General features: G+C 57.0%; 11 protein-coding genes. 5 read left to right on the top strand and 6 right to left on the bottom strand.

Translation table 11 applies throughout. The annotated features are described in order from the left end of the window. Positions 1-157: 157 nt before the first annotated feature. Both WMO26_RS00750 and WMO26_RS00745 read right to left on the bottom strand, forming a co-directional pair. A complete protein-coding gene (locus tag WMO26_RS00750; protein WP_349217625.1) occupies positions 158-970 on the bottom strand; it encodes a PHP domain-containing protein in 813 nt (270 codons plus the stop codon). Positions 971-1,286: 316 nt separating this feature from the next. Continuing rightward, on the bottom strand, positions 1,287-2,243 hold the full coding sequence (locus tag WMO26_RS00745) for a DMT family transporter (protein ID WP_349217624.1): 957 nt from the start codon (positions 2,241-2,243) through the stop codon (positions 1,287-1,289). A gap of 252 nt (positions 2,244-2,495) precedes the next feature. Here WMO26_RS00745 and WMO26_RS00740 point away from each other — a divergent pair, with 252 nt between their 5' ends. From WMO26_RS00740 to WMO26_RS00720, 5 genes are read left to right on the top strand one after another with little or no spacing between them, the layout of a single operon-like run. Beyond that, on the top strand, positions 2,496-3,806 hold the full coding sequence (locus tag WMO26_RS00740) for a phenylacetate--CoA ligase family protein (RefSeq protein WP_349217623.1): 1,311 nt from the start codon (positions 2,496-2,498) through the stop codon (positions 3,804-3,806). A gap of 33 nt (positions 3,807-3,839) precedes the next feature. Continuing rightward, positions 3,840-5,582 (top strand): indolepyruvate ferredoxin oxidoreductase subunit alpha, encoded by a 1,743-nt coding sequence (gene iorA, locus WMO26_RS00735; RefSeq protein ID WP_349217622.1) that lies wholly within the window; start codon positions 3,840-3,842, stop codon positions 5,580-5,582. Beyond that, complete coding sequence (locus WMO26_RS00730) at positions 5,579-6,151, top strand: indolepyruvate oxidoreductase subunit beta (RefSeq protein WP_349217621.1); 573 nt, start codon at positions 5,579-5,581, stop codon at positions 6,149-6,151. The genes iorA and WMO26_RS00730 overlap by 4 nt, the downstream gene beginning before the upstream one ends. A gap of 20 nt (positions 6,152-6,171) precedes the next feature. Further along, entirely contained in the window at positions 6,172-7,482 is a 1,311-nt protein-coding gene (locus WMO26_RS00725) for a phenylacetate--CoA ligase family protein (protein ID WP_349217620.1), read from the top strand. 12 nt (positions 7,483-7,494) lie between these two features. After that, entirely contained in the window at positions 7,495-7,926 is a 432-nt protein-coding gene (locus WMO26_RS00720) for an ACT domain-containing protein (protein WP_349217619.1), read from the top strand. Positions 7,927-8,053: 127 nt separating this feature from the next. Here the strand turns inward: WMO26_RS00720 and WMO26_RS00715 are convergent, their stop codons facing one another. From WMO26_RS00715 to WMO26_RS00700, 4 genes are all read right to left on the bottom strand, one after another. Beyond that, positions 8,054-8,590 (bottom strand): hypothetical protein, encoded by a 537-nt coding sequence (locus WMO26_RS00715; RefSeq protein WP_349217618.1) that lies wholly within the window; start codon positions 8,588-8,590, stop codon positions 8,054-8,056. A gap of 62 nt (positions 8,591-8,652) precedes the next feature. Beyond that, positions 8,653-10,371, bottom strand: coding sequence for a B12-binding domain-containing radical SAM protein (locus WMO26_RS00710; RefSeq protein ID WP_349217617.1), 1,719 nt, complete (start codon positions 10,369-10,371; stop codon positions 8,653-8,655). A 115-nt stretch (positions 10,372-10,486) separates the two neighbouring features. After that, positions 10,487-11,305 carry an undecaprenyl-diphosphate phosphatase gene (locus WMO26_RS00705; RefSeq protein ID WP_349217616.1) on the bottom strand — a complete coding sequence of 273 codons (819 nt, stop codon included), beginning with the start codon at positions 11,303-11,305 and terminating at the stop codon, positions 10,487-10,489. Between the two features lie 210 nt (positions 11,306-11,515). Next, a complete protein-coding gene (locus tag WMO26_RS00700) occupies positions 11,516-12,886 on the bottom strand; it encodes an aldehyde dehydrogenase (RefSeq protein ID WP_349217615.1) in 1,371 nt (456 codons plus the stop codon). Between the last annotated feature and the right edge of the window lie 11 nt (positions 12,887-12,897).

The following is a 12,897-nucleotide window of genomic DNA, read 5'->3' as shown; positions in this document are numbered from 1 at the left end:
CTATTTCGGTAAAATCGCCATGCACGAAAAGCTTTCGTTCGAACGGAAATCCGTCCGTTTACAGGCCATCGGGCAAATCATGTGGTTTGGTCCACCTTTGATGGTGACCGGTAATATACCTTTATATGACTGACGCAAACCACCGCTTACCCGGTGGTTATGTCTCGAACAAAACCTGGCTGGAATCGTCCGCCAGGTGCCCACCAAGCTCCGAATCGGGACGGCTGTAGCGGCCGTGAAAGTCGCTCCCGCCGGTTTTGACCAAGCCGTATTTCCGGCAGAGCGTGTGGATTTCTTCCCGGTCCGCCGCCGTGTTGGACCGGTGATCCAGTTCAATCCCGGCTAAGCCCGCCTCCACCAGCATGGGCACGGCAGATAGGTTGTGCTGCTGGCCCGGATGGGCGAGCACCGCCCGGCCCCCGTCGGCTGTAATCGCCTGTACCGCGTCGAGCGCGTTGACATACTCGATGGTGGAATAACAGGGTCCGCCTTTTCCAAACAGGCGGCGGAAGGTTTCCCCGAATAAGTCGTCCGCCTGCCCGGTTTTCACAAGATAATCCATGATATGCTGCTTATAAAGAACCCCGTGGGAAAATGGACGCACCAGCTCCTCGGAAATGGTGTAGCCCAGCTGCTGCAGCACCCCGATCTGCCAAAGGCTGTTCTGGTGGCGCCTTTGCCGGGTCGGGGCGGACAACGCTTCAATGTGGGCGTTGTGCCGGTACCCATAGCCAAGAATGTGGGCCTTGGTCCCAAGCGAAGGGAGAAAGGCGGAAATCTCCACCGCTGGCACCGCATGAAGCCCTTGCTCCCGGGCGCTCAAAACCGCCTCTTTTGCTCCTTCGGTGGTATCATGGTCGGTGAAGGCGATGTGAGTCAGTCCCAGCTTTGCCGCACGCGCGGCAATTTCAGGGGCGGTCATGCTGCCGTCCGACATGGTCGTGTGAATATGAAGATCCGCACGAAACACAAAAGTCCCTCCTTGCAAAAAAGTCCACATTTCAATCCGCGCGCTTTCGTTACAAGCGCAGCGTTTTCATCCACAGGCTCTGCAATCAGCAGGACAAACGCATGTGCCAAAGCGGTGCGAGCGGCGGGCTTTTTACACGCTTCAAAAGAAGCGTGTAAAACAGGTCGCCGACATACAGACCGCCGAAATGCTATTTCAACCCGCACGCTTTGCGTGACCCGGCAATCCGGAAAGAGAGGTGCCGTATAGATGATTTCCATCCGCGCTCCTATGCAGGGAGCGACCGGGGTAGGCGACATAGCGTTCCCCGTCCTACTTATTTGAGCGCCGACTCTTTTTTGCCCGCGTTGCGGTTGACAGCATAAATGCCGACGCAGACGAAAACCAGGGCAATCAGGGTTTTGAACGAGAGAGCCTGCTGGGCCTCTCCCAGGAAGATGGCGGAAAGGAGCACGCCGAACAAGGGCGTCAGGAAGGTGAAGATGGTCACACGGCTGACGGGATTGTATTTGAGAAGGATGCCCCACACCGAGTAGGCCACCGCCGAAATCAGCGCCATGTAAAGCAGCAGCAGGTAGGCGGAAGGATCGGAAACCAAATCCACCCGGCCTCCGCAGGCAAAGCCCACCGCCATCATAATAATTCCGCCCAGCACGAACTGCCAGCCGCTGAGCATCACCACGTCGAACTTAGAGGAAAAGCGCTTGACCAGGATGCCGGACAAGGCATAGGAAAGCTGGGAAAACAGAACAAAGCCTTCTCCCAACAGGGAAACCTGGAAAAAGCCCTCACTGCTCGAGCCCGACAAGTTCATCACCACAATTCCGGCAAAGCCGATGACGCAGCCGAAAATTTTCGCTCCCGTGAGCTTTTCGTACCGGAACAAAAGGCTCGCCATAAGGATGGAGAAAAAACCTCCTGTTCCCGAAATGATGGTGCCGTGGACGCCGCTGGTGTGGGCAAGGCCGATGTAAAAGAACAGGTACTGCACCGCGGTCTGTGCCAGAGACAGGGAAAAGATCGCGGGAATCGCCTTGATCTGCGGTTTTAAGAACCGCCTTTGCATCACGCTTTGAAACAAAATTACCAGCATTCCCGCCAGGAAAAACCGAATTCCCGCGAACAGAATGATACTGGTGGTATCTGAATTTTCAATGTGAAACATCTGGTAGCCGATTTTAATGGCGGGGGTGGCGCTTCCCCACAGAAAGCAGCACAGCATCGCCAGCAAAAAGACAACTTTGGGATCGGTCATGTTCCATTTGCGCTTCATATTCTCTCTCCTGTATCGTAAACGGTAATTTTATTAGTATAGCGGAAATAATAGACAATGGCAATGCGAAACCCGGACAAATTCGCTTTTTTCTTCCGAGACTGGCCGAACACCCCATCTTCCTGTCTGGAATATCAGGCCATTTGCATCTTGCTGCAAATTCTTTATTGAACTTTAGCGCTTTTTGTGGCAAAATAGTAGATATTGTAGAAAGTGCATTCATTTTCAAACCATTTACGAAGAGGTGCTGTCATGTTCTGGCAAAAGGAAATCGAAACCATGCCCCGCAGGGAGCTGGAAGCGCTGCAGCTGGAGCGGCTGAAATGGATTGTGGATTACTCCATCCGCAACGTTCCGTTTTACGCGAAGCGGCTGGGGGAAGCGGGCGTCACGGCGGAGAAGATCAAGTCCCTATCGGACGTTACGTACATACCGTTCACTACAAAGGCGGACATTCGGGACAATTATCCCACAGGGCTGTTCGGCGCGGACATGAAAAAGATCGTGCGGGTGCATGCTTCCTCGGGTACCACCGGCAAACCCACCATCGTCGGCTATACCAGAAACGATTTGAACAACTGGGCCGACCAGGTGGCCCGCATCGCGGTGGCCGTGGGTGTCACCGACGAGGACATTTTCCAGATTTCCTTCGGCTATGGCCTCTTTACCGGCGCACTCGGGCTGCATTACGGCCTGGAACGCATCGGCTGTACGGTCATCCCCGCCTCTTCCGGCAATACCGAAAAGCAGCTGATGCTTCTTAGGGACATGAAGGTGACCGGCTTGGTGGCCACCCCGTCCTATGCCCTATATATGGGCGAATCGGCCAAGGAAAGCGGCTATCCCATGAGCGACTATAAGGTGCGCATCGGTCTGTTCGGGTCGGAGGGCTGTACCCCCGAGATGCGCGCGCAGATTGAGAAGGTGTGGGGCCTCTTCGCTACCGACAACTACGGCCTTTCCGAGATTATGGGCCCGGGCGTGTCCGGCGAGTGCATCAAGCGCTGTGGGCTGCACATTGCCGAGGACCATTACCTGCCGGAAATCATCGACCCGGTTACGCTGGAAAACAAGGATGCAGGCGAGTCGGGCGAGCTGGTGATGACCACTCTGACCAAGGAAGGCATCCCCATGCTGCGTTACCGCACCAAGGATATTTCCCGCCTCAACTACGAGCCCTGCGCATGCGGCCGCACCAGCGCCCGCATGGACAAGGTTACCGGGCGCACCGACGACATGCTCAAAATCCGCGGCGTCAACGTCTTCCCCACCCAGATTGAAAGCGTTCTGGTAGGGATGGACCACATCGGCCCCCACTACCAGCTGGTGGTGCGCAGGGAAGGCTTTGCGGACACCCTGGAAGTAAAAGTGGAGCTTATCAGCGGCGAGGTGCTCGACCGCTACAGCGAGCTTGAACGGCTCCAGCGCAAGATTCATGACAAGCTCAAGAGCGTCCTGGGCATTGAAACCAAAATCAGCCTTGTGGAGCCGAAAACCCTGGAACGGTTCCAGGGCAAGGCTAAGCGCATTTTGGATTTACGCCAGGTCGACAGCAACCAATAACAACTCAACACCATAGATTTGGAGGTTCTATCTTTGAAAAAGCTATTTCTGGGAAATGAAGCGGTTGCCCGCGGCCTTTACGAGGCCGGATGCCGCGTCATTTCCAGCTATCCCGGCACCCCCAGCACCGAAATCACCGAATACGCCGCCACCTACGATGAGATGTACTCCGAGTGGGCGCCCAACGAAAAGGTTGCCTGCGAGGTGGCTATCGGCGCGTCCATGGGCGGCGCCCGCGCCTTCTCGGCCATGAAGCACGTGGGGCTCAACGTGGCGGCCGACCCTCTTTACACCGCGTCCTACACCGGCGTTAACGGCGGCCTGGTCATTGCCGTGGCGGACGATCCGGGCATGCACTCCTCTCAGAACGAGCAGGATTCCCGCCACCACGCCATCGCGTCGAAAATCCCCATGCTGGAACCGGCTGACTCGGCGGAATGTCTTGCCTTTACCAAGCGTGCCTTCGAGTTGTCGGAGGAATACGACACACCGTTTTTCATCCGGCTATGCACCCGCATTTCCCATTCCCGCAGCCTGGTGGAAACCACCGACCGGGTGGAGCCGCCGCTGAAGGAATACGTGAAAAACCCGGCGAAAAACGTGATGATGCCCGCTATGGCACGGGGACGCCATGTGTTTGTGGAAAAGCGGATGAAGGCTCTTGCAGAGTTTGCAGAATTCTGCGATTTAAACCGCACAGAATATTATGATACGTCCATCGGCATCATCGCTTCGGGCGCCTCTTACCAGTACGCCAAGGAAGCGCTGGGAGAAAACGCCTCTTACTTAAAACTCGGGATGGTCAATCCCCTGCCGGTCAAGCTCATTGAGGACTTTGCCGCCAAGTGCGACAAGGTTTATGTGGTCGAGGAGCTTGACGACATCATAGAAACCCACTGCCGCAAGTTCGGCATCTCGGTCATCGGCAAGGAGTTGTTCCCCTTGACGGGCGAACTGTCCCAGGCGATTGTGGCAGAGAAAATTTTGGGCGAAGAGAAACAGACGCTCTCACTCAAAGATGAGATTCCGGTGCGTCCGCCCGTTATGTGCTGCGGCTGTCCCCACCGTGGTCTTTTCTATGCCTTAAAGCGGGAGAACGTGTTCGTCAGCGGCGACATCGGCTGCTACACCTTAGGCTCCCAGCCCCCTCTCTCCGCCATTGATACCTGCGTGTGCATGGGCGCGTCGGTTTCCGGTCTGCATGGGTTTAATACCGCTAGGGGCGCCGAACAGGCGAAAAAGGCGGTGGCCGTCATCGGCGACTCCACCTTCATCCATTCCGGCATCACCAGTTTGATCGACATTGCCTATAACAAGGGCATTTCCACCATCGTGATCCTGGATAATTCCATCACCGGCATGACCGGCCATCAGCAAAATCCCACCACCGGCTACACCATCAAGGGCGACCCCACGGCGGCGGTCAGCCTGGAAAAGCTGGTGCAGGCCGTGGGCATCCACCGGGTACGGGTGGTGGACCCCTATGATCTCAAAGAAACCCAGAAGGCCCTCAAGGAGGAGCTGGCGGTGGAGGAGCCGTCGGTCATCATTGCCCGGCGCCCCTGCGCGCTGCTCAAATACGTCAAGCATAAGCCCTCTTTGAAAGTGGACCGGGAGAAGTGCAGAAGCTGCAAGGCTTGCCTGCGCATCGGCTGTCCGGCTATCTCCATGAGGGAGGGCAAGGCGGTTATCGACCATACCCAGTGCGTGGGCTGCGGCCTGTGCGAGGACCTGTGTAAATTCGGCGCCATTGTGGGCGGGGAGGCAGACAAATGAGTGTGACAAGTGTAATGATCGTCGGCGTCGGCGGCCAGGGTACGCTGCTGGCAAGCCGCCTGCTTGGGAACGCCATGCTTTCCAAGGGTCTGGACGTGAAGGTTTCGGAAGTTCACGGCATGAGCCAGCGGGGCGGCTCGGTGGTGACCTATGTGCGCTACGGGGATGAGGTGCATTCCCCGGTCATCGAAAAGGGCGAGGCTGACTATATCCTGGCCTTTGAGCAGCTGGAAGCGGCCCGGTGGCTTCCGTTTCTGAAAAAGGGCGGCAAGCTGGTGGTCAACACCCAGTGCATCGACCCTATGCCGGTGATCACGGGCGCGGCGTCTTACCCGGAGGACCTGGTGGAAAAGCTGCAGGAGTCCGGCGTGGACGTGACCGCTATCGACGCGCTGCCCTTAGCCGAGGAGGCCGGTTCCTCCAAAGCGGTCAACGTAGTGCTGATGGGAGTGCTGGCTCGGTACATGGATGTGGATAAGGACCACTGGATCGAGACCATCAAGACGACGGTCCCGCCCAAGTTCATCGACATGAACCTGGCGGCCTTCGAATTGGGATATAAAATGTAAGAATAAGGGATGTGAATCCGATGGAAAACCGCTATTTCAGCAAAGAAGAAACCTATTCTCTGGAGCAGATGCGTGCACTGCAGACCTTCCGTTTGATCGACACCGTTTACCGGGTCTACAACAACGTCCCCTTCTACCGCAAAAAGTTTGATGAAATGGGCATCAAGCCCAGCGACGTCAAGTCCCTCGACGATCTTTCCCGTCTTCCCTTCACCACCAAGCAGGACCTGCGGGACACCTTCCCCTACGGCCTGTTTGCCGCGCCCAAGTCGGAGCTTGCCCGTATTCATGCTTCCTCCGGCACCACCGGCAAGCAGACGGTGGTAGGATACACCAAGCGGGACCTGGAGGCCTGGGGTACGGATGCGGCACGCGCCATCGTGGCGGCAGGCGGCACCAAGGAGGACTACATCCATGTCTCTTACGGCTATGGCCTCTTTACCGGCGGCCTAGGGCTGCACGCGGGCGGCGAAGCTTTGGGCGCCACCGTCATCCCGGTTTCCTCCGGCAATACCAAGCGCCAGATTCAGATTATTCAGGACTTTGGCTCCAACATCATTGCCTGTACCCCGTCCTACGCCTTGTACATCGGCGAAACCATGCGGGACATGGGGGTGGATCCCAAGTCCACCCATCTGCGGGCGGGCATTTTCGGCGCGGAACCCTGGACCGACCATATGCGCCGGGAAATCGAAAAGCTTTTGAACATCAAGGCATATGACATCTACGGCCTTTCGGAAATCATGGGCCCGGGCGTGTCCTTCGAGTGCCAGGAGCAGAGCGGTATGCACATCAACGAGGACCAGTTCCTGCCCGAGATCATTGATCCAGATACTGGCGAGGTTCTGCCGGAGGGTGCGACGGGCGAGCTGGTGTTCACCTGTATTTTTAAAGAAGCGCTGCCTCTCATCCGGTACCGCACCCGGGATATTTGCTCGTTGTCGCGGGCAAAATGCTCCTGCGGGCGCACCCTGGTCAAGATGTCCAAGGTCACCGGCCGCACCGACGACATGCTCATTATCCGCGGCGTCAACGTCTTCCCGTCCCAGGTGGAACACCTGCTCATGGAGCTGGGCCTGACCGCGCCTCACTATCTGATGGTGGTGGACCGGGTCAACAACCTGGACACCCTGCAAATACAGGTGGAAATGTCCGACGCCATGTTCTCCGACCAGGTGCGCAAGCTGGAGGAAACCCAGCGGGTCATCAAGAATGCGGTGCTCTCCAAGCTGGGTATCGCCGCCGACATTAAGCTGGTGGAACCCAAGGCCATCGCCCGCAGCGAAGGCAAGTCCAAGCACGTCATTGACAACCGGAAACTAGATTTTTAAGGAGGGTGTTCCATGCAAATCAAGCAGCTTTCGATCTTTGTGGAGAATAAAGAGGGCCGTCTGGCGGAAATCACCCAGATTTTAGCGGAAAATGAGGTGGATATCCGTGCCCTGTCTTTGGCGGACACCACCGATTTCGGTATTCTGCGCATCATTGTCAACAATCCCGACGTGGCGGTGAAAGCCCTGCGGGACAAGGGGATGACCGTTTCCCTGACGAACGTCATCGCCATCGGCATTACCGATAAGCCCGGCGGATTCGCCCAGGCGGTGAAGATTCTTTCCGAAGCGGACATCAGCATTGAATATTTGTACGCCTTTGTCAGCCGCAGCGGCGGCACGGCTTACGTCATCCTCCGAGTGGAGAACAACGAAAAGGCGATCGAGGTGCTCAAAAACGCCGGCTTTGCGATTTTGACCCAGTCGGACATTTACGACCTGTAACGGCAGACAAAAGAAGGCCCCCAAGCGAATGCTTGGGGGCCTTCTTTTAGGGCCGGTTGTAAAACCGGATCTTAGAGCGGTTGCCGAAACGGCGGGATACCGCGCGGGTTTCGAGAACCCGTCCGCCTCAAAACGCGATGCCGTCCGTTACCGCCAGGCCGGACAAAAGGAGGACCGCGCTGGCGGCCAGCATGGAAAACGGCTCACAGGGCTTTTTCAAATGAAGCGGGACATCTCCTGGTTCTACCACGGTTTGGGTCAGGGTCGGAAGCTCCCGCTGCACGCTGACCACGGCGTTGCCATAGTCCATGCTGGACACGCACAGCGTATCCTTCGCCGAGGTGCCGCAGCAGATAGCCGCGTGACCCACGGACTTTAAGTAAGACAAGGCCGCCGCATCCCCTGCGTCCACAATGCACGGGCACCCTTCGGGCAGGTACTGAATGTCCTGCGCCCGGTCGGAATCGAAGACCACAACCGTATTGGGCATTCCCACCCGCAGCGGATCCTTGACACAGTATAGATAATGGGCCACCGGCCCCTCGGCCGGGTCACACATAAGCCCGCCGCCCCCATAATACTGTACGCCGCCGTATGCGGCCAAAGCCCGCACCAGCGTTTCCCGAAGCTCCGGCTGCCGGTCGCCGTATAGAACCAGATTCATCCTGCCGCCCCCGTCATTTTCTCGCGTTCTCTCCCTTTCAGTATCGGTTTCGCTTGGCGAAATTATGCATTTCCCGGATGCTCCGGCAAAAATAAGGGCAAGGGGGAAAATCGGATGGGATAGCGGCTGGTAACTGGATCTTTCTCCTGATAATCGGCCACGGCAATCCGTTCGCCGCCCGTATACAAAATGGCGATGCCGAAGGGCGCTCCTTTTTGGTTTGTGTACCGGCCGGAGGCTTTGAGCCTGGCGGCAACCGCTTTGAGCCGCTTGTCTTTTTTCCGAAGGCAAGCCGGAATGCGTCCGGTGTTCTCACAGCAAAGCCGATCACAGGTAAGAAGGTCCCGCAGGCGGGCCTTCTCCACGCCGGGCTGCTTGGAAAAGAAGGCGAACACCCATTCGGTATACGTACTGAGGGGGACGTTCGCCCCGCCGCCCTTTTCTTCCACAAAGGAAGCAAAGGCGTCAAACAGAGAAAAAGGCGAAAGCCCGGTGACTTTGAAGAGATACCTCAGCGTAAAGGAAAACCGAGCGCTGTTATAAAGCCGTTCCAAAGCATCCTCCAGCCGGTGAAGGCGGGAAAGGTCCGCCCTGGATAAAAACCGGTTTTCCTCCACCTGGTAGGGCGGGGTATCCGTCCATCGGTATCCGTAGCGCTGGGCCGCCTGCCGAAGAGCAGAGCCGTGCAGCAGCTTTAGAAAACCCAGCTGCAGCATATGCGGGCCCAGGGAAAAGGCCCTGTTAAAGGAATCGGCAAAGCGGGGCAGACCCTCAAAAGGAAGGCCGGCAATCAGGTCGATGTGGATGTGCATGTTCCCGAAAGCTAGGAGACGCTTCAGATTGCGGCAAAGCCGCTCCAGGTCCGTTTTGCGGTTCACTTCTTCCAGCGTATCCGCCTGGAAGGACTGAAGCCCCGCTTCCATCTGGAAGAAACCGGGCGGAGCCGTGGAAAGCAGGCGGATGGTTTCGTCGTCAAACAGGTCGGCCGCCACCTCAAAGTGAAAACACACACCCTTGGGGATGGACCGTCCCGCTTCCCCGATGAGGAAGGAAAACAGGTCGTAAGCCCGTTTGGGATTGCAATTAAAGGTACGGTCCACCAGCTTGACGGTTTGAGCACCGGAGTTCGCCAGCAAAAGAAGCTCCCGCTTGGCCCGTTCTAAGGAGAAAAAGCGCACGCCCTTATGAATTCCGGACAGGCAGAATGCGCAGGAAAAGGGGCAGCCCCGGGAGGTTTCCAGGTAGGCGATGCGTCCACGCAGGGCGGTAAAGTAGTCCTCGCAATAAGGGGACGGCGGCTCTTCGCACACCTGGGGCGGTGGGTTCACCTGTACTCGGTCTCCATCCCGAAAGGCAAGGCCCGGGAGGGAAGCGGGAACCCGTCCAGTAAATAGGCCGTCCAGCAGGGCCGGAAGGGTTCGCTCCCCTTCTCCGGCCAGGATATAGTCCACCTGCGGGCATTCGCTGAGCAGCCGCGCCGCGCAGAAGGATGCCTCCGGCCCGCCTAAAATCACCTTACAGCCCGGCCGCTCCCGCTTTAAAACGGGAAGCAGACGGCGGATGCAGGAAATGTTCCAAATATAGCAGCTCAGGGCGAACACGTCCGCCTCCGGGCGCAGCAGGGCGCTGATCAGCGCCTCGTCCGGTTGGTTGACGGTTCCTTCCACGATTTCATACGCAAAGGGTTCCTTTGCATATGCCCGGATTCCCGCCGCCAGGCACCAGGGCGCCAAGGCGGAGTGGATGTATTTGGAATGGATGGCGCACAGCAGTACCTTCATCGTTTCTCCTCGATTCATCGTTTGGATTTATTATACCGGTTGCCGCAGCCGATGGCAAACAAAAAACGCCCGGCTGTATCCATCTGAATACAGCCGGGCGCAGCGCTTCCCCTTTTTAGTGGAAAGCAAAATAGAGCAGCACCGCAATACCGAGCACGATGCGGTAATACCCGAACGCCTTAAAGTCGTGCTTCTTGATAAAGTTCATCAAGAACTTGATGGCGAACACCGAGACGACGAAGGACACCACCGTACCTACAATCATGACCGCCCACTCGCTGCCGGTATAGGAAAGGCCAGACTTTAACAATTCGTACCCGCTGGCGCCCAGCATGGTAGGGATGGCCAGGAAAAAGGAGAACTCCGCCGCCACATAGCGGGAGGTACCCAGAATAATGGCGCCCAGAATGGTAGCGCCCGACCGGGAGGTTCCCGGAATCAAAGCCAGCACCTGAAACACGCCGATGAATAGGGCCATCTGATAAGTCAGCTGGGAAAAGTTCTCCACCCGCGCCTTCTTCTTATTGAGCTCCAGCACAATGAAGAGCACGCCGTACACAATCAGAGCAATAGCAATGACGGTGGGGTTATAAAGCCACTCGTGAATCTGGTCCTCAAACAGAAAGCCGATGATGGCCGCCGGGACCACCGCCACAAGCACCTTGCCCCACAGAGAGAAGGTCTCCTTTTTCTGCACCAAGCTCTTCTTGGGCGAAAAAGGATTCAGCTTGTGGAAAAACATGACGATGACCGCCAGAATCGATCCAAACTGGATGACCACCAGGAAGGTGTTGATAAATCCGGGCGTTACCTCTTTGAGCTGCATGAACTCATCCGCCAAAATCATATGGCCGGTGCTGCTGATGGGCAGCCATTCGGTAATGCCCTGAATGATGCCGAAAAAGACCGCCTTGAGCAATTCAAAAAAATCCAAACTCGTCACCTCGTTAAATTTTACTTTGCGCAGTGGAAAACTGCGCAAATGCGGCGGCCCAATCTGTCAAACAGCCGCCGGCTCCAATCCGGTTCTTCGCGATTATACCACAAAACCCGCCCGGTATCATCCCGTTTTTCCAATTTTACGCGTCTTTCTGTAAATCCATTCCTTCTGGACGTGTTCTTTACCCGCTTCCCTGCAAACAATTTATTTCATGAGCTTTTTGAGCATCCCAAGCTTGTCCTTGTAAGGCGGGTAGCGGAAGGGAATATCCAGCTTTGCCGAATGAATCAGCACGCTTTTTTCATGGGTCAGAGTGTCGAACCCTTTTTTGCCGTGGTAAGCGCCCATGCCGCTCTCCCCTACGCCTCCAAAGGGCAGCCGGGGATTGGATAGGTGAATGACCGTGTCGTTGATGCAGCCGCCTCCGAATGGAACCTCTCGCAGCGCCCGTTTGGCCAGGGCCTTATCTTTGGTAAACAGGTAAAACGCCAACGGCTTTTCCAAGCGGGCGATGATGCCAAACGCCTCTTCCACCGACGCATATGGTAAGACGGGAAGCAAAGGGCCGAAGATTTCTTCTCTCATCACCGGGCTTTCCAGCGTGACGCCGGTCAAAAGGGTCGGCTCAATTTTGCGAAGGACTGCGTCCCCACGGCCGCCGTGCAGCACCCTGCCGTTTTCCATCAAGCCAGAAAGGCGCTCGAAATGCCGGTCGGTGATGATGCGGGGATATTCGGGGTTGTGAACCGGGTCGTCCCCATAAAAACGCCGGACCGCTTTGCGGAAAGCTTTGGCGAAGGCTCCCACCATTGCGGCGGGCACAAGCAGATAGTCGGGCGCTACGCAGGTCTGCCCCGCGTTGAGGCTTTTGCCCCAGGCGATGCGCCGGGCGGCAACGGCAAGGTCGGCCGTTTCGTCGAGCAGGCAGGGGCTTTTGCCGCCCATCTCCAGGGTCACCGGGGTCAGATGCTCCGCCGCCGCCCGCATGACCACCCGCCCCACCTTTGGGCTGCCGGTAAAAAAGATATGGTCAAACCGCAGCGATAACAGCGCCTCGTTTTCCTCCCGGCCTCCCTGCACCACGCAGACGAGCTCAGGAGGGAAACAGGACGCGAGCATTTTCTCGATCACCGCGGCGGTCTTAGGCGCATACCTTGAGGGCTTGACCACCGCGCAGTTTCCCGCCGCCAGCGCCGCAATCAGCGGCGCGATGGTCAGCTGCAGCGGATAGTTCCACGGGGAAAGGATCAGCACCACGCCCAGCGGCTCTTTTACAATGACGCTTTTGGACGGGGCGTGCAGCAGGGAGGTTCTTACCCGCACGGGTTTCATCCAGGAGGCCAGGTTCTTTTTCGCAAACCGAAGCTCCTCTAGAAGAAGGCCCAGCTCGGTTTCATACCCTTCAAATGGCGCTTTGCCCAAGTCCGCCTGCAATGCCTCCAAAAGCGCTGGTTCACAGGCGTGCAGCGCGTTCTGCAACAGGGAAAGCTGCCGCAGGCGAAACGAAAGGAAGCGGGTATGTCCCTCACAAAAATAGGCCCGCTGCCTCGAAAGAATTTCTTCATATTCCCTCATAAAAAGCGCCT

Origin of the sequence: Solibaculum intestinale (assembly GCF_040096205.1) — a bacterium.
GTDB lineage: Bacteria > Bacillota > Clostridia > Oscillospirales > Acutalibacteraceae > Solibaculum_A > Solibaculum_A intestinale.
Note: the sequence above shows the minus strand (reverse complement) of the source record. Positions and strands in the feature narration are given on the sequence as shown.

What these genes read in the sequence shown, in the direction of transcription:
- WMO26_RS00700 (WP_349217615.1), bottom strand. Translation starts at nt 12,886, where the DNA reads ATGAGGGAATATGAAGAAATTCTTTCGAGGCAGCGGGCCTATTTTTGT.
- WMO26_RS00730 (WP_349217621.1), top strand. Translation starts at nt 5,579, where the DNA reads ATGAGTGTGACAAGTGTAATGATCGTCGGCGTCGGCGGCCAGGGTACG.
- WMO26_RS00720 (WP_349217619.1), top strand. Translation starts at nt 7,495, where the DNA reads ATGCAAATCAAGCAGCTTTCGATCTTTGTGGAGAATAAAGAGGGCCGT.
- WMO26_RS00740 (WP_349217623.1), top strand. Translation starts at nt 2,496, where the DNA reads ATGTTCTGGCAAAAGGAAATCGAAACCATGCCCCGCAGGGAGCTGGAA.
- WMO26_RS00745 (WP_349217624.1), bottom strand. Translation starts at nt 2,243, where the DNA reads ATGAAGCGCAAATGGAACATGACCGATCCCAAAGTTGTCTTTTTGCTG.
- WMO26_RS00710 (WP_349217617.1), bottom strand. Translation starts at nt 10,371, where the DNA reads ATGAAGGTACTGCTGTGCGCCATCCATTCCAAATACATCCACTCCGCC.
- WMO26_RS00725 (WP_349217620.1), top strand. Translation starts at nt 6,172, where the DNA reads ATGGAAAACCGCTATTTCAGCAAAGAAGAAACCTATTCTCTGGAGCAG.
- WMO26_RS00715 (WP_349217618.1), bottom strand. Translation starts at nt 8,590, where the DNA reads ATGAATCTGGTTCTATACGGCGACCGGCAGCCGGAGCTTCGGGAAACG.